This is a genomic window from Streptomyces tritici (genome assembly GCF_048500665.1).
Taxonomy (GTDB): domain Bacteria; phylum Actinomycetota; class Actinomycetes; order Streptomycetales; family Streptomycetaceae; genus Streptomyces; species Streptomyces tritici.
This window is the reverse complement of record NZ_CP183183.1, coordinates 4,986,197-5,003,089: the sequence shown is the minus strand read 5'-3', so window position 1 is coordinate 5,003,089 and position 16,893 is coordinate 4,986,197. Positions and strand designations below refer to the sequence as shown.

General features: G+C 72.7%; 12 protein-coding genes. 3 read left to right on the top strand and 9 right to left on the bottom strand.

Annotated features, from left to right (window positions below):
• Positions 1-41: 41 nt before the first annotated feature.
• Positions 42-635 (bottom strand): hypothetical protein, encoded by a 594-nt coding sequence (locus ACNJ93_RS23330; protein WP_418959370.1) that lies wholly within the window; start codon positions 633-635, stop codon positions 42-44.
• A 415-nt stretch (positions 636-1,050) separates the two neighbouring features.
• On the opposite strand from ACNJ93_RS23330, the gene ACNJ93_RS23325 reads away from it, so the two are divergent.
• Positions 1,051-1,803 (top strand): SAM-dependent methyltransferase, encoded by a 753-nt coding sequence (locus ACNJ93_RS23325; RefSeq protein WP_418959369.1) that lies wholly within the window; start codon positions 1,051-1,053, stop codon positions 1,801-1,803.
• Positions 1,804-1,966: 163 nt separating this feature from the next.
• On the opposite strand, the gene ftsH is transcribed toward ACNJ93_RS23325, so the two are convergent.
• From ftsH to ACNJ93_RS23295, 6 genes are all read right to left on the bottom strand, one after another.
• Entirely contained in the window at positions 1,967-3,889 is a 1,923-nt protein-coding gene (gene ftsH / locus ACNJ93_RS23320) for an ATP-dependent zinc metalloprotease FtsH (protein WP_418959368.1), read from the bottom strand.
• 109 nt (positions 3,890-3,998) lie between these two features.
• Positions 3,999-5,549 carry a signal recognition particle protein gene (gene ffh, locus ACNJ93_RS23315; RefSeq protein ID WP_418959367.1) on the bottom strand — a complete coding sequence of 517 codons (1,551 nt, stop codon included), beginning with the start codon at positions 5,547-5,549 and terminating at the stop codon, positions 3,999-4,001.
• A gap of 224 nt (positions 5,550-5,773) precedes the next feature.
• Positions 5,774-8,218, bottom strand: a complete 2,445-nt coding sequence (locus ACNJ93_RS23310; RefSeq protein WP_418959366.1) for a [protein-PII] uridylyltransferase — start codon at positions 8,216-8,218, stop codon at positions 5,774-5,776.
• 21 nt (positions 8,219-8,239) lie between these two features.
• Complete coding sequence (locus ACNJ93_RS23305) at positions 8,240-8,578, bottom strand: P-II family nitrogen regulator (RefSeq protein WP_030117734.1); 339 nt, start codon at positions 8,576-8,578, stop codon at positions 8,240-8,242.
• Positions 8,575-9,924: an ammonium transporter gene (locus ACNJ93_RS23300; RefSeq protein ID WP_418959365.1), complete on the bottom strand. Its 1,350-nt coding sequence runs from the start codon at positions 9,922-9,924 to the stop codon at positions 8,575-8,577. Before ACNJ93_RS23300 ends, ACNJ93_RS23305 begins: the two co-directional genes overlap by 4 nt.
• Positions 9,925-10,267: 343 nt before the next feature.
• Positions 10,268-11,737 carry a hypothetical protein gene (locus ACNJ93_RS23295; RefSeq protein ID WP_418961501.1) on the bottom strand — a complete coding sequence of 490 codons (1,470 nt, stop codon included), beginning with the start codon at positions 11,735-11,737 and terminating at the stop codon, positions 10,268-10,270.
• Positions 11,738-12,188: 451 nt separating this feature from the next.
• Here ACNJ93_RS23295 and ACNJ93_RS23290 point away from each other — a divergent pair, with 451 nt between their 5' ends.
• Positions 12,189-12,842: a bifunctional DNA primase/polymerase gene (locus ACNJ93_RS23290; protein ID WP_418959364.1), complete on the top strand. Its 654-nt coding sequence runs from the start codon at positions 12,189-12,191 to the stop codon at positions 12,840-12,842.
• Between the two features lie 64 nt (positions 12,843-12,906).
• On the opposite strand, the gene ftsY is transcribed toward ACNJ93_RS23290, so the two are convergent.
• Positions 12,907-14,118 (bottom strand): signal recognition particle-docking protein FtsY, encoded by a 1,212-nt coding sequence (ftsY, locus tag ACNJ93_RS23285; protein ID WP_418959363.1) that lies wholly within the window; start codon positions 14,116-14,118, stop codon positions 12,907-12,909.
• A gap of 124 nt (positions 14,119-14,242) precedes the next feature.
• Here ftsY and ACNJ93_RS23280 point away from each other — a divergent pair, with 124 nt between their 5' ends.
• On the top strand, positions 14,243-15,241 hold the full coding sequence (locus ACNJ93_RS23280) for an LLM class flavin-dependent oxidoreductase (protein WP_418959362.1): 999 nt from the start codon (positions 14,243-14,245) through the stop codon (positions 15,239-15,241).
• A 27-nt stretch (positions 15,242-15,268) separates the two neighbouring features.
• Here the strand turns inward: ACNJ93_RS23280 and ACNJ93_RS23275 are convergent, their stop codons facing one another.
• Positions 15,269-16,702 carry a sugar porter family MFS transporter gene (locus tag ACNJ93_RS23275; protein WP_418959361.1) on the bottom strand — a complete coding sequence of 478 codons (1,434 nt, stop codon included), beginning with the start codon at positions 16,700-16,702 and terminating at the stop codon, positions 15,269-15,271.
• Positions 16,703-16,893: the final 191 nt, after the last annotated feature.

Below are 16,893 nucleotides of genomic sequence, written 5' to 3'. Positions count from 1 at the left end.
CGGCGGGACGCCCCTGCCCCTGGGGCGGTCCGGGACCGGGCTCAGCTCGCCGCGCCGACCGTCTCCGGGATGCGGAACGGCTTGCCGCAGCCGCCGCACACGATCGGCGCCTGAGCGAGGACGGACGGCACCACGCGCACGTTGCGCCCGCAGTCGCAGACCGCCTTCACCCGCACGCCGCCGCCGGAGGAGCCGTGCCGTGCGGCTGGCCCGCGGAAGGAGCGCTTGGTGTCGGCGGCGGTCGCGACCGTGTGCGCCTTGAGCGCGCGCTGGAGTCTCTCCATCGTCGGCCGGTAGCGCCGCTTCGCCTCGGGGGTGAGCGTGACCAGGGAGAAGCCGCTGCTGGCGTGCGGCTCCTCGGGATGGTCGAGGCCCATCTCCTCGGCGATCGCGAGGAAGCGTCGGTTGTGGTAGCGGCCGGCGCGGGAGGTGTCGCGGACGCCTCTGGCGGCGGCGATGCCGTGGACTGCCTCGTGGAGCAGTCGCTCGAAGGAGAGCTCGGCGCCGCAGGCGGACGAGGACTCTCCGATCAGGGACTCGGGCGCGGCAAGGTCCGGCAGCTCGGGGTGGTGCCGCTGAATGTCGGCCCACGCCTGTGCCAGCTCTGCGGCGAGAACAGGTGGTGTCGTGCTCACGTCGCGTACAACGAGCCGGAAGCCCCCCGGGTTCCATTCCGGGGCAACTCAAATAATTTGCTCGTACCCGTCAGTTGCCGTTGATGCGTCGCGACGAGGGCGGGTGCGCCGAACTGCGGAGAAGCGGCACAGCTCGCATCAAGCCGGTACGTAGCGGCGCGTACGCCCCGGCGCGTGCGGGCCGGTGCGCGCCGGGCGTCCGGCATGCCGGGAGTGACCCTAGCGGCTCGGCCGGAGGCGTGGAGCACCACCCCCGCCCGGACGCAAGGCGGCGCGACCACTGGACGCGGGGAGCATTGGGGAGTTCCCTGACTTACGGGGGGTGTGCGCGCTCGCGTACGCGGGAGCACGCACGGGCACGGGGACACGCACGTTCGGCCACGACATGGACCTTTCGCGGATTGGGGCCCCTTCCATGACTTCCACCCTCGTCCGGCACGACCCCGTCCGGGACTGGGTCGAGATCCAGGAACGGATGCTCGTCCCGCTGTACGAGGCGGTGTACGAGCGCCTCGGCGTGGGCTCCGGCACCCGGCTGCTCGGCCTGGACTGCGGCTCCGGGCTCGCGCTGCTCATGGCGGCGGCGCGCGGGGCCCGCGTGGCGGGCGTCGAACCGGACGCCGCGCGGCTGGCGCAGGCCAGGAGCCGCCTGGGCGGGTACGGCGCCGACCTGGCCGCGGACCGGCCGGGCCCCGGCCCGTACGACGTCGTCACCGCGTTCCACCCGGCCGGCTGCGGCACCCGCGCCACGGGAGCGGCTCCGGACGCGCTCACCGGCCCGCCGGCGGTCCGCGGCGCGGCGGTGGTGCTGGCGGGCTGGGGCCCGCCGGAGCGGTGCGCCTCGGCGGCGGTGCTGGCGGAGGCGGGCGCGGACGGGGCGGGCGCGGAGCCGGCCGGGGCCTGGGACGACGACCTCGACGCGCGGGCGGAGCGGGCGGGCCTGCGGCCGGACGGCTCGGGCCGGGTGGCGTGCCCGTTCGGCTACGCGGACCTGGACAGCGCGGTCCGGGGGCTGCTCTCGACGGGCCTCCTCGACCCGGCCGTGTCGGCGACGGACCCCGCGCGGGTCGAGAAGGAACTGACCGAGGCCCTGCACCCGTACGTGCGCCCCGACGGCACGGTCTGGATGCCGAACGTCTTCCGGTACGTGATCGCCCGCGTGCCGTAGCGGACGGCGCGCGGTCGGGCGCGTGCGTAGGGAACGGATACGCGCGCGTGCGGACGTGACCGCCGGGCGGTCGCGTCCGCACGCGCGGGCGCATCGCGCGCATCCCTGCGGGCGGGTTCGTACGCCTGCGCGCGAAAGCGCGAACGCTCCGGCCGCGCGCCGCCTACTCCTCCTTGGCCAGTCGCGGGATGCCCGCCACCCGGTAGGCGTCCGCCTCCTCCAGCGTCTCGCGGGCGAGCAGCGCCTCGGCCAGGGCGTCGAGCCGGTCGCGGTGCTCGCGGAGCTGGCGGCAGGCGCTCTCGTAGCACTCGTCGACGATCCGCCGCATCTCCGCGTCGACCGTGTCGAGGGTCCCCGGCGCGGCCGACAGGCCGTACGCCTGCTGGGCGTCGCCCGGGATCGCGGTCAGCCGGCCCACCCGTTCGCTCATGCCCCAGCGGCCGACCATGCCGCGCGCGATGCTGGTGACCTGTTCGAGGTCGCTCTCCGCGCCGGTGGTGATCACGCCGAAGACGACGTGCTCGGCGGCCATCCCGCCGAGCGCGCCGATGATCCGGCCGCGCAGGTACTCCTCGGTGTACGCGTACTTGTCGCGCTCGGGCGTCGACAGCGTGACGCCCAGGGCCCGGCCGCGCGGCACGATGGTGACCTTGCGGACCGGGTCGGCGCCCGGCTGGAGCATGCCCAGCAGCGCGTGGCCGCTCTCGTGGTACGCGGTGCGGCGGCGCTCCTCCAGCGGCATCACCAGGGGCCGTTCGGCGCCGAGCTGGACCTTCTCCAAGGCATCGGACAGGTCGGACTGGGTGACCTCCCGCTGCCGGCGCTTGACGGCGAGCAGCGCCGCCTCGTTCGCCAGGTTGGCCAGCTCCGCGCCCGTCATGCCGGGGGTCGTACGGGCCACCTGGCCCAGGTCGACGCCCTTCGCCAGCGGGATCTCCCGGGTGTGGATCCTCAGGATGGCCTCCCGGCCGTTGAGGTCCGGGGAGTGGACGTGCACGACCCGGTCGAAGCGCCCGGGACGGGTCAGCGCGGGGTCGAGGACGTCGGCGCGGTTGGTGGCCGCGAGCACGATGACGCCCTCCGAACCGGTGAAGCCGTCCATCTCGGTGAGGATCTGGTTGAGCGTCTGCTCCCGCTCGTCGTGCCCGCCGACGCCCGCACCGGCGCCGCGCGCCCGGCCGATGGTGTCGATCTCGTCGATGAAGATGATCGCCGGCGCGACCTTCCGCGCCTCCGCGAACAGTTCGCGGACCCGGGAGGCGCCGACGCCCACGATCATCTCGATGAACTCGGAGGCGGACGCGGAGAAGAACGGCACCCCGGCCTCCCCCGCCACCGCCCGGGCGAGCAGCGTCTTGCCGGTGCCGGGCGGGCCGGCGAGCAGGACGCCGCGCGGCATCTTGGCGCCCATGGCGCGGTAGGCGTCGGGGTTCTTCAGGAAGTCGACGACGTCGTTGAGCTCGCCCTCGACCTCGTCGATGCCGGCCACGTCCTCGAAGGTGGTGCGCTTGCCGGCCTCCAGCTCGACCGGTTTCGGCGGGGCCTTGCGGCCGAGCATGCCGCCGGCGCCGCCCAGGCCGGCGCTCATCCGGCGGGCGATGAAGACCCACAGGAGGACGAGCAGCACCATGGGGGCGAGGGAGATCAGCAGGTTGGCGAGGAAGCTGCGTTCCTGGACGACCGGTTCGGCGGTGACCGTGACGCCCTTCTGGGTCAGCGAGTTCCACAGCTCGTCGTCCGCGAAGGCGGGGCGCTGGGTGACGAACTTGGTGTAGTCGCCCTTGTCGCCGTTGGGCAGGGGCTGCTTGTTCCGCAGCTCGCCCTGGATGGCGTCGCCCTTGGAGTAGATCTTGGTGACGTTGCCGGCGGTGACCTGCCTGCTGAACTCGGTGTACGAGATCGTCGGCTCGTCCCCGCGGTTCACGTACGACAGGACGATGTTCGCGACGATGTAGACGAGGAGCGCGGCGAGGACGAGCCCGCCCCAGCCGCCGGGCATCTTCCGCCTCGCCGGCGAGGGCGGCGGGGCTCCCTCCGAACGCCACGGCTGGTCGGTGCGGTCGCGCGGGGGTACGGGATTGGCCACGGGCTCATTATTCGAGAGCCCGACAATCGGGGCATTCCGGGTGGGGCGCGGGCGTGAAAGAGGCCCGGGGCGGTTCGCACCGCCCCGGGCCCTCGTCGTACGGGCTCGGTCAGCCCATGAACTTCTTGAACTCGTCCGGCAGCTCGAAGTCCTGCGCCTGGCCGTCGGCCGGCAGCCCGAAGGCCCCGCCCTGCTGGGCCTGCTCGCGGCGCGCCTGGGCGGCCTGCTCCTCGGCCTTCCGCTTCATCGGGTTGCCGCTCTTGCGCTTGCCCTTGGCCTGCTTGACCTGCTTCTTCTGCCGGCCGGGGCCGCCGCCCATGCCCGGGATCCCCGGCATGCCGGGCATGCCGCCGCCCTGGGCCATGCGGGACATCATCTTGCGGGCCTCGAAGAACCGCTCGACCAGGCCCTTCACGGCGCTGACCTCGACGCCCGAACCGCGGGCGATACGGGCACGGCGCGAGCCGTTGATGATCGTCGGGTCCTGGCGCTCGGCCGGGGTCATCGACTTGATGATCGCGCCGACGCGGTCGACCTCGCGCTCGTCGATGTTGTTGATCTGCTCCTTCATCTGCGCCATGCCGGGCAGCATGCCGAGGAGCTTGGAGATGGAGCCCATCTTGCGGACCTGCTCCATCTGGGCGAGGAAGTCGTCCAGCGTGAAGTCCTGGCCCTTCTTCGAGGCCAGCTTCGAGGCGACCTTGGCGGCCTCCTCCTGGCTGAAGGTCTGCTCGGCCTTCTCGATGAGGGAGAGGATGTCGCCCATGCCGAGGATGCGGGACGCCATGCGGTCCGGGTGGAACGCGTCGAAGTCGTCCAGCTTCTCGCCGTTGGAGGCGAACATGATCTGCTTGCCGGTGACGTGCGCGATGGAGAGCGCGGCACCACCGCGGGCGTCGCCGTCGAGCTTGGACAGCACGACGCCGTCGAAGCCGACGCCGTCGCGGAAGGCCTCGGCGGTGTTGACCGCGTCCTGACCGATCATGGCGTCGACGACGAAGAGGATCTCGTCGGGCGACGTGACGTCACGGATGTCCGCGGCCTGCTGCATCATCTCGGCGTCGATGCCGAGGCGGCCGGCGGTGTCGATGATCACGACGTCGTAGACCTTGGTGCGCGCGTACTCGATCGAGTCCTTCGCGACCTGGACCGGGTCGCCGACGCCGTTGCCCGGCTGCGGGCCGTAGAAGCCGACGCCGGCTCGCTCGGCGACGACGCCGAGCTGGGTGACGGCGTTGGGGCGCTGGAGGTCGCAGGCGACGAGCAGCGGGGTGTGCCCCTGGCCCTTGAGCCAGAGACCGAGCTTTCCGGCGAGGGTGGTCTTACCGGCACCCTGGAGACCGGCGAGCATGATCACGGTCGGCCCGGACTTGGCGAACCGCAGGCGTCGGGTCTCGCCGCCGAGGATCGAGATCAGTTCCTCGTTGACGATCTTGATGACCTGCTGTGAGGGGTTGAGCGCCTTGGAGACCTCGGTGCCGAGGGACCGCTCCTTGACGCGCGCGATGAACGAGCGCACGACGGGCAGGGCGACGTCGGCCTCAAGGAGGGCGATACGGATTTCCCGGGCCGCGCTGTCGATGTCCTGCTCGGAGAGGCGGCCTTTGCCCCGGAGGGACTGGAAAGTCGCGCTGAGGCGGTCGGAAAGCGTATCGAACACGGTGGTCGCGATCCTCGGGTCGGGGCGGATGGTCGCCACCCAGGGTATCCGGCCCGGAGACGGAGCCGCCCTTGCCGGTCGCATTCGACCGGCAAGGGCGGAATCCCCGCGTGCGCGGGGAGCAAGCCTCGGCGAGGCGTCCTTTGCCCCGGAGGGTGGGACCATCCCCGCTCGCGCGGGGAGCACGCCGTGCGCAACGACCGACCCACCCGAAGGTCACGCCCTCACCGCAATGCCCCCTCCAGCGCCTGGGCCACGTCCACCGCCTCCTCGTCCGCCAGGGGCGAGCCGTCCGGCCGGGTCACGTACAGCGTGTCCACCGCGTTCGCGCCCAGCGTGGACACGTGGGCGCTGCGGACCCGCACCGCGGCGCCCTCCAGGGCGCGGCCGATCCGGTGCAGGAGCCCGGGGGCGTCCTGGGCGCGGACCTCGATGACCGTGGCGTGGCGGGAGGCGGCCGGGGCGACGGTGACCCGGGGCGGCGGGGCCTGCAGACCGCGCCGGCGCGGGTACGCCGCCTCCCGCTCGGCGAGGCGGGCGGGGATGTCGAGGGTGCCGTCCAGCGCGCGGACCAGGTCGGCGCGCAGGCGCGCGGCCTGGGGCAGGGAGCCGTACTCGGCGGCGACCCGCCAGTTGAGCAGCAGGACGGCCGTGCCGGTGCCGCCGAGCTCGTGCGGGAGGTCCAGCGCGCGCAGGTCGGCCGCGCGGACGGTGAGCCGGTGCAGGGCGAGGACGCCGGCGGCCGCGGGCAGGACGCCCGGCTGGTCGGGGACGGCGATGAGCAGTTCGACGCCCAGGGGTTCCGGTTCGCCGGAGTCCTCCCCCGGTTCGGTGCGCAGGGTCAGGACGGGTTCGCCCGTGCGCAGGGCCTCGATCGCGAGGCGTTCCTGCTCGGCGCTGGGCGCGGCGGGTTCCGGTTCCGCGACGGGCTCCCCCGCCAGGACCGCGCCGACCCGCTTCACCAGGTCGGCGACCAGGGAGGCGCGCCAGGAGGACCAGGCGGCGGGTCCGGTGGCGAGGGCGTCGGCCTCGGTGAGGGCGTGCAGCAGTTCGAGGGTGCCGACGGTGCCGACGGCGTCGGCGACGGACCGTACGGTCGCGGGGTCGTCGAGGTCGCGGCGGGTGGCGGTCTCGACGAGCAGCAGGTGGTGGCGGACGACGGTGGCGAGGACGGCGACGTCGGCGCGGTCGAAGCCGATGCGGGCGGCGAGGTCGCGGGCGATGGTCTCGCCGGCGACGGAGTGGTCGCCGGGCCAGCCCTTGCCGATGTCGTGCAGGAGGGCGGCGACGAGGAGCAGGTCGGGGCGGCCGACGCGGCGGGTGAGGGAGGAGGCGCGGACGGCGGTCTCGACGAGGTGCCGGTCGACGGTCCAGGTGTGGACCGGGTTGCGCTGGGGGCGGCAGCGGACGCGTTCCCAGTCGGGCAGCAGGCGGGTGATCAGGCCCTCGGCTTCCAGGGCCTCCCAGACGGGGACGGTGGCCTCGCCGGCGCCGAGCAGGGTGACGAGTTCCTCGCGGGCCTCGGCGGGCCAGGGCACCGGCAGGGGCGCGCCGGCGGCGGCGAGCCGGCGTACGGCGTGCAGGGAGATCGGCAGGCCGGACTGGGCCGCGGCGGCGGCGGCGCGCAGCGGGAGCACGGGGTCGCGGTCGGGTTTGGCGGTGAGCGCGAGGACGGCCTCGCCGTCCATCTCGACGACGCCCTCGGCGAGCGGGGTGCGTTCGACGGGCGGTTTCGGGCCGCCGCGGCCGAGGAGGCCGCGCAGCCGGGGACGGGCGGAGCGGGCGCGCAGGACGCGGCCCACCTCGCGCCAGGTGACGTCGGAGGCGTACGAGACGACGCGGGCGGCCTCGTAGACCTCGCGGAGCAGGGTGTCGGCGTCGAGGAGGCCGAGCCGCTCGGCGACGGCGTCCTGTTCCTGAAGGGCGAGCCGGTCGGTGGCCCGGCCGGTGGTCAGGTGGAGGGCGTCGCGGGCGTCGAGGAGCCGGCGGCGGGCGCCGTCGAGGCCCTCGCGGGGGGCGTCGGCGACCCAGGAGGCGGCGACGGCGCGCAGGGCGGTGGCGTCGCGCAGGCCGCCGCGGGCCTCCTTGAGGTCGGGTTCGAGGAGGTACTGCAGTTCGCCGGCGCGTTCGGCGCGTTCGCGGCAGAGGGCGTCGAGCTCGGGCAGCCGCTCGGTGGCCTGGTTGCGCCAGTCGGCGAGGACGGCGGTGCGCAGGGCGGCGGCGAGGGCGTGGTCGCCGGCGAGGGGCCGGGCGTCGAGCAGGCCGAGCTGGACTTTGAGGTCCTCGCCGGCGGTCTTCCGGGCCTCGGCGGGGGTGCGTACGGAGTGGTCGAGGGCGAGGCCGAGGTCCCAGACCGGGTACCAGATCCGGTCGGCGAGCGCGGCGACGTCGGCGGGGTCGGCGCTGCCGTCGTGCAGGAGCAGCAGGTCGAGGTCGCTGCGCGGGGAGAGCTCGCCGCGGCCGTAGCCGCCGACGGCGACGAGCGCGGTGCCGCGCGGCGGTGCGGCCGCGGCGAACAGGCCGGAGAGCCAGTCGTCGGTGAGCCGGGCGAGCGCGGCACGGCGCAGCGGCCCGGACTGCTCCTTCTCGGTGAGAAGGCGCAGCCGGGCCGCCGCATAGCCACCGGGTCCGGGTTCTTCCGTTGCGTGGGTCGTGTCGACGCTCGTCACCCTGTGGCTCCTTGTCCGTGGTTACAGCGCGTCCGGGCCGCGCTCGCCGGTGCGGACGCGTACGGCGGTGTCGACCGGGACGCTCCACACCTTGCCGTCTCCGATCTTGCCGGTACGGGCGGCCTTGACGACGACCTCGATGAGCTGTTCGGCGTCCTCGTCCTCCACCAGGACCTCGATGCGGATCTTGGGGACGAGGTCGACGGTGTACTCGGCACCGCGGTAGACCTCGGTGTGGCCGCGCTGGCGGCCGTAGCCGCTGGCCTCGGTGACGGTGAGGCCGTGGACGCCGAAGGCCTGCAGGGCCTCCTTGATCTCGTCCAGCCGGTGCGGCTTCACGACTGCGGTGATGAGCTTCATGCGTCCACCTTCTTGGTCTGCTGGGCGGCGGTGACGGGGGCGGTGGCGGTGCTGCGCGAGGACGCGCCGCCGCCGGCTCCGCTGAAGTCGTACGCGGTCTCGGCGTGCTCGACCTGGTCGATGCCGGAGATCTCGTCGTCCTCGCTGACCCGCATGCCCATCGTCTTGTCGATGATCAGCGCGAGGATCGCGGAGGCGATCAGAGAGTAGGCGAGGACGGCGAAGACGCCGATGGCCTGCTTGACCAGCTGGTCGAAGCCGCCGCCGTAGAAGAGGCCCTTGGCGTCGGACTGGACGCCGCCGGTGGCGAAGAAGCCGACGAGCAGGGAGCCGATGACGCCGCCGACGAGGTGGACGCCGATGACGTCGAGGGAGTCGTCGTAGCCGAACTTGTACTTGAGGCCGACGGCCATGGCGCAGACGAGGCCGGCGATGGCGCCGATGGCGATCGCGCCGAGCGGGGAGCAGGAGCCGCCGGCGGGGGTGATGGCGACGAGGCCGGCGACGGCACCGGAGGCGGCGCCGAGGGTGGTGAAGGCGCCGTGGCGGATCTTCTCGTAGAACAGCCAGGCGAGCATGGCGGCGGCGGTGGCGACCTGGGTGTTGACGAACATCACCGCGCCGACGCCGTCGTCGTTGCCGAGCCAGGAGCCGGCGTTGAAGCCGAACCAGCCGAACCAGAGCAGACCGGCGCCGAGCATGACCAGCGGGAGGCTGTGCGGGCGCATCGGGTCCTTCTTGAAGCCGACGCGCTTGCCGATGACGAGGATCACGCCGAGGGCCGCGGCGCCCGCGTTGATGTGCACGGCGGTGCCGCCGGCGAAGTCGATGACGCCCATCTCGAAGAGCCAGCCGCCGGCGCCCCAGACCCAGTGGGCGACGGGGAAGTAGACGACGGTGACCCACAGGGCGATGAACAGGGCCCAGGCGGTGAACTTGACCCGGTCGGCGAGGGCGCCGCTGATCAGGGCCGGGGTGATGATCGCGAACATCAGCTGGAAGACGGCGAAGACGTACACCGGGATGGTGTAGCCGTCCCAGAGTTCGACGACGCCGATGTCGCTGAAGCCGGCGTACTCGGTGGACCAGCCGACGACGGAGCCGATGTCGGTGCCGAAGGCGATGCTGAAGCCGTAGAGCACCCACAGGATCGTGACGATCCCGAGGCTGATGAAGCTCATCATCAGCATGTTGAGGGTGGACTTGACGCGGACCATGCCTCCGTAGAAGAAGGCGAGCGCCGGGGTCATCAGCATGACCAGGGCGGAGCAGATGAGCATGAACCCGGTGTTGGCGGCGGACAGCTCGGGGGCGTCTGCTGCCAGGGTCGTGATGGCTGGTGCCATCGGCGTCTCCTCGTCGTCGGTACGGCCTGTGCGGGGCGGCGGCCGGGAGCGGCTCGGCCAATGAGGGTGGCCGGTTATGCGCCAGAGATTGGCTCAGCGCCGTTTCACGTGATGCCGCTCGATGTTTCGCGGCAGTGACGAAGGGAGGGGGCGTGTTACGCGACTGTGAACGTGCGGGTCACGGGGATGTAACGGCGGTACGCTCCGGGGCTCCCCCGGGGACCGGGCCGTACGACACGACCGGCCGCGCCGTGACCCTGTGACCTGGCGGCGGGGGAGCCGAGTCGGGCAGTGAGGGTCGTGCGGCGCGGCCGGAGCCTGGGGTGTCCCGTACGGGACGGGGTCAGACCGCTTCGGCGGTCTCGGGCAGGAGCTGGGTGAGCCGGTCGGTGAGGTGGCGGACCTCGGCGACGTCGCCGAAGTCGCGGGCCGCGGTGTCGACGGTCTTGCGCAGGCGGGTGTTGACGCGCTCCGAGCGGACGCTGCGGGCGACGCGCAGGGCCTGTTCGGCGAGGGCGACGGACTGCTCGGGCTCGCGCTTGAGCAGGTGCACGGTCGCCATGCCGATGAGGTTGAGCGCGTAGGACCGCTGGTGGACGGTGTCCTTGGCGAAGAGGTCGACGGCGCGCTGCATGACCGGTTCGGCGAGGGAGGCGTACGTCGGGGAGCGGCCGGCGACGTAGGCGAGGTCGCGGAAGGAGTGCGAGTTCTCGCCGTTGAGCTCGGCCTCGGAGAAGAAGCGGATCCAGTCGGGCTCGGGCTCGCCGTCGAGACCGACGTCGGCGAAGGTGTCCTCGGCCATCCGGACGGCGCGCTTGCACTTGCTGGGCTGGCCCATGTTGGCGTAGGCGCGGGCCTCCATCGCATACAGCATGGCCTGGGTGCGCGGGGTGGCGCAGTCGCGGCTGCCGTACTGGGCGAGGTGGATGAGCTCCAGGGCGTCGTCGGGCCGGCCGAGGTGGATCATCTGACGGCTCATCGAGGACAGGATGTACGAGCCGAGGGGCTTGTCGCCGGCTTCCTTCGCGGCGTGCAGGGCGAGGACGAAGTACTTCTGGGCGGTGGGCTGGAGGCCCACGTCGTAGCTCATCCAGCCGGCCAGCTCGGCGAGTTCGGCGGCGCAGCGGAACAGGCGGCGGGCGGTGGCGGCCGGCTGGGGCTCCTGGAGGAGGTCGGTGACCTCGTGGAGCTGGCCGACGACGGCCTTGCGGCGCAGTCCGCCGCCGCACTGGGCGTCCCACTGGCGGAACATGACGGTGGTGGACTCGAGCAGGTCGAGCTCGGGCTGCGAGAGCCGGGGGCGGCCGGTGGGGGCCGGTTCGGCGGGGCCGGGGTCGGAGGTCGGGGTGGGGACCAGCCAGCGCTGCATCGGTTCGATGAGGCCGGGGCCGGCGGCGAGGGCGAGGGAACTGCCGAGGAAGCCGCGCCGGGCGAGCATCAGGTCGCTGCGGGAGAACTCGGAGAGCATGGTGACCGTCTGGGGACCGGCCCACGGCAGGTCGACGCCGGAGACGGAGGGCGACTGGTGCGCGGTGCGCAGTCCGAGGTCCTCGACGGCGACGACCGAGCCGAAGCGCTCCGAGAACAGCTCGGACAGGATCCGCGGGATGGGCTCGCGCGGCTGCTCGCCGTCGAGCCAGCGGCGGACCCGGGACGTGTCGGTGCTGATGTGGTGCGCGCCCATCTGGCGTGCCCTGCGGTTCACCTGTCGCGCCAGCTCGCCCTTCGACCAGCCGCTGCGCACGAACCACGAGCTCAGCTGCTCGTTGGGGCGCTTGCCGGCAGTCGTACCGTCTGCGCCGTTGCCGCCCACTGGAACGCCCCCATCCACATTCATGCCCTTGGTGCCCTTGTCACGCGAACTCCCCCTCAGCATGCCGTGATTCGCGGCTGCCGTCCGGGGTTCGTGCCCCTTCGAACAGGAAACCGGGTTGCCTCCGGCATACCCACGAGTGCGGGAAAACCCCCGGCTCGTGTACCGAAAGTAATCCTACGATCACCCCCTCGGCCATGGCGATTCAAGAAACGCCACCATTCGCCACCCCTTCGAGGGAACGCGCCGGGTGCGGAACGCGATTCACTTGACATGCGACGATCCGGGGTCGGTGCACGGAGGTACAGGACGGCGTGCGCCCCGCCTTGCACCACCCCTCCCGTTTCCGCGCGCCAGGTCACCCGGACGAGTCCGGGCCATGGGCGCGACGGAGCGTCACGGGGGCACTCCGGCTCGTAACCACCGGCGAGTTCGACCCGTTGGAGGGGGCATGGGCTTCACGATCGGCGGCATTCGTGAGTTGCGGTCCGGCTCGCGGCGGCGCGGCCGTACGACCGAGTGCACAGCGGTGGCCGAGTACACCGGACTGTGGGGCTGGGACGTGGTCCCGGGGGCACGGGCCGCGTCCGGCCGGTGCTCCTGCGGCGACGCGTCCTGCCCGGCGCCGGGGGCGCACCCCCTGGCTTACGCGCAGGCGGTGCCGGCTGGGGCCGGCCTGGACGACGCGGCCAAGGCGTGGGCGGAGTACCCGGGTGCGGCGCTGCTGCTGCCGGTGGGCCGGTCCTTCGACGTGATCGAGGTGGCCGAGGCGGCCGGGCGGCGGGCGCTGGTGCGCCTGGAGCGGATGGGGCTGCCGCTGGGCCCGGTCTGCGTGACGCCGACGGGCCGGGCGCAGTTCTTCGTCGCGCCGGGCGCGGCGCAGGAGCTGCCGCGGCTGCTGTACCGGATGGGCTGGGACGACGCGGACCTGGACCTGCACTGCCTGGGGCCCGGCGCGCACATCACCGCGCCGCCGTCGGACCTCGGCGGGCTGGGCCCGGTGCGCTGGCTGCGGCCGCCGGCCCTGGACACGGCGGGCACGCCGCCGCAGGCGCGGCTGCTCGTGGGGACGCTGGCGTACATCTGCCACCGCAGCCACGCATAGGACGTACGGCACGACGAAGGGCCCCGCCGGTTCCGGCGGGGCCCTTGCTTGCGCGTGGCTGTCGTCAGTCGCCGATCAGAGCGTCGACAAAGGCGGCGGGCTCGAAGGGGGCCAGGTCGTCCGGGCCCTCGCCGAGGCCGACCAGCTTGACCGGGACGCCGAGCTCGCGCTGCACCGCGACGACGATGCCGCCCTTGGCGGTGCCGTCGAGCTTGGTGAGCACGATGCCGGTGATGTCGACGACCTCGGCGAAGACACGGGCCTGGATCAGGCCGTTCTGGCCGGTGGTGGCGTCGAGCACGAGCAGCACCTCGTCGAGCGGGCCGTGCTTCTCGACGACGCGCTTGACCTTGCCGAGCTCGTCCATGAGACCGGTCTTGGTGTGCAGCCGGCCGGCGGTGTCGATGAGGACGACGTCCGCCTTCTCGGCGATGCCCTCCTTGACCGCGTCGTACGCGATCGACGCCGGGTCGCCGCCCTCGGGGCCGCGCACGGTGTGCGCGCCGACGCGCTCGCCCCAGGTCTGGAGCTGGTCGGCGGCGGCGGCGCGGAAGGTGTCGGCGGCGCCGAGGACGACGGACTTGCCGTCGGCGACGAGGACGCGGGCCAGCTTGCCGGTGGTGGTGGTCTTGCCGGTGCCGTTGACGCCGACGACCATGACGACGCCCGGGGTGTCCTCGGGGCTCTCGGTCTTCACGGCGCGGTCGTAGTCGCCGAGCAGCGCGATCAGCTCCTCGCGCAGCAGCGCGCGGAGCTCGTCCGGGGTGCGGGTGCCGAGGACCTTGACGCGCTCGCGCAGCCGGTCGACCAGTTCCTGGGTGGGGGCGACGCCGACGTCGGCGGTGAGGAGGGTCTCCTCGATCTCCTCCCAGGTGTCCTCGTCGAGGTGCTCACGGGACAGCAGGGTGAGCAGCCCCTTGCCGAGGGAGTTCTGCGAGCGGGCGAGCCGGGCGCGGAGCCGGACGAGCCGGCCGGCGGTCGGCTCGGGCACCTCGATGGCCGGCGCGGCCGGTTCCTCGACGGCCGGGGCCTCGGCGGGGGCCTCCGCCTCGGCGGTCGGGAGGTCGACCTCCTCGATGGTGCGGCGTGGTTCTTCCCGCGGCGCCTCCGCCTCCTCGCCGACGTGCGGTTCGGCGGGCGGGGCAGTGATGGTCGGCGGGGTGGGCGGCGCCTCGGTCGGCGGCAGCTGCTTCTTCTTGCGACCGCTGATCACGAGCCCGCTGGTCACGGCGACCGCGACGACCAGAGCGATGACTACAGCAAGGATGAGTTCCATAACCCGTCCAGTATCGGCCACCGACCGGCCGAACGGGGTGCGCGACAGCCGTTTCCATCTGACATGCCGTCAGCTATCGTCCCTCTCCACCGAGCGCACCGGCCGCCCAGCGGGGAGGAACCCCATGCCGTTCACCGTCGTCCGGTTCAATCTGGTCGAGCCGCACGCCACCGCCGAGTCCCTCGCCGGGCGGTACCGGGCCGCCCTGGAGATGGCGGCGTACGCGGACGGGCACGGGGTCGACACCGTGCAGACCGAGGAGCACCACGGGGCCGAGAACAACTGGCTGCCCTCTCCCTTCGCCTTCGCCGCCGGGGTCTTCGGGGCCACGAAGCGGATCGCGGTCACCGTCTCGGCGATCATCGGCCCGCTGCACGACCCGCTGCGGCTCGCGGAGGAGATCGCCGTCCTGGACCTGATGAGCCGGGGCCGCCTGGTCACGGTCGCCGGCATCGGCTACCGGCCGGAGGAGTACGAGGCGCACGGCGTCGACTGGGGGCGGCGCGGCAAGCTCCAGGACCTGCTCCTGGAGACGCTGCTGCGGGCCTGGACCGGCGAGCCGTTCACGTACCAGGGGCGTACGGTGCGGGTGACGCCGCGCCCGTACACCCGGCCGCATCCGCTGCTGCTCGTCGGCGGCTCCTCGCAGGCCGCGGCGCGGCGGGCGGCCCGGCTGGGGCTGCCGTTCTTCCCCAGCGCGCATCTGCCGGAGCTGGAGACGTACTACACGGAGCAGTGCGCGCGGTACGGGACCGAGGGCTGGACGATGATGCCGGGCGCCGAGACCCCGCTGCTGCACCTCTCCGAAGACCCGGACCGGACGTGGGCCGAGTACGGGGAGCACTTCCTGCACGAGGCGCGGACGTACGCCTCCTGGCAGTCGAAGGACATCCGCAGCGCCGTGCGGTCCACCGCCTCGAACGTGGCGGAGCTGCGGGCGGAAGGCGTGTACCGGATCGTGACGCCGGACGAGTGCGTGGAGCTGGGGCGGCGGCTGGAGAGCCTGGTGTTCCATCCGCTGTGCGGCGGGATGCCGGTCGAGGAGGGCTGGCGGAGCCTGCGGCTGCTGTGCGAGAACGCACTGCCCCGGCTCGCGGCGTCGGGCCTCGAACCGGGGCGGTGACAGGAAGAGGAGAGGGGCAGCGGGGTTTTAGCCCATCTCCTCCAACGCCTTGCCCTTCGTCTCCTTGACGTACCGCAGCACGAAGGGGATCGAGAGCACGGCGAAGACCGTGTAGATGACGTAGGTGCCCGAGAGGTTCCAGTCCGCGAGGGACGGGAAGCTGGCGGTGATGGCCCAGTTGGCGATCCACTGGGCGGAGGCGGCGACGCCGAGGGCGGCGGCGCGGATCCGGTTGGGGAACATCTCGCCGAGGAAGACCCAGACGACCACGCCCCAGGACAGGGCGAAGAAGAGCACGAAGACGTGGGCCGCGACGAGGGCGACGACGCCCTCGGTGGTGGGCAGCTTGCCGTCGACGAGGTCGGCGGAGAAGGCCCAGGCCTCGAAGGCGAGCGCGATCGCCATGCCGGCGGAGCCGACGAGGGCGAGCGGCTTGCGGCCGACCCGGTCGACCAGGACCATCGCGATCACGGTGCCGACGATGTTGATGATCGACGTGGTGAACGAGTAGAGGAACGAGCTCGACGGGTCGATGCCGACGGACTGCCAGAGCGTCGCGGAGTAGTAGAAGGCGACGTTGATGCCGACGAGCTGCTGAAAGACCGACAGGCCGATGCCGACCCAGACGATGGGCAGCAGCCGGGAGCGGCTGCCGGCGACGAGCAGGTCCTTGAAGGTGGACTTGTGCTCGCTGCGCATCGCCAGCTGGATCTCGGCGACGCGGTGATCGAGGTCGACGCCGTGGCCCTCGACCTCGGCGAGCACGGTCTTGGCGCGGTCGATCTTCCCGACGGAGATCAGGAAACGCGGCGACTCGGGGATGGCGAAGGAGAGCAGCCCGTACAGCAGGGCGGGCACCACCATGACGCCGAGCATCCACTGCCAGGCCTCCAGGCCGCCGATCTCGCCGCGCTGCTCGCCGTCGGCGAGCTGCAGGATGCCGTAGTTGACGAGCTGGGAGACGGCGATGCCGATGACGATGGCGGCCTGCTGGAAGGAGCCGAGCCGGCCGCGGTAGGCGGCGGGGGCGACCTCGGCGATGTACGCGGGGCCGATCACCGAGGCCATGCCGATGGCGAAGCCGCCGACGATCCGCCACAGGGCCAGGTCCCAGAGTGCGAAGGGCAGCGCGGAGCCGACGGCGCTGACGGAGAACAGCACGGCGGCGATCTGCATGCAGCGGATGCGGCCGATGCGGTCGGCGATCCGGCCGGCGGTCGCGGCGCCCACGGCGCAGCCGATCAGGGCGATGGCGATGACCTGCGCGAGGGTGCCGGAGCCGATGGCGTACCGGTCGCGGATGGCCTCGACGGCGCCGTTGATGACGGAGCTGTCGTACCCGAAGAGGAAGCCGCCCATCGCCGCCGAGGCGGTGATGAAGATGACGTGTCCGAGGTGGTCAGGGTGGGCCGCTCGGCCCTTGGAGGGCGGCGGCGTCGGCGCCTTCGCGGTGCTGGTCACGTGGGACTCTCCTGGGGGCCCGGGCGGGGGTCGCCCGGGGTGGGGGGCGTACCTTCCAGTGGCGCACAACTCGGGGCCACCCACCACTTGAAGGTAAAAGCAACGTTGCAGAGACTATGCCTTCAAGTTTCGAAGTCAAGAGGGGGGTCAGAAGGTGGCCTGGAGTGAACGTGTGGGGTTGATGTTCAACT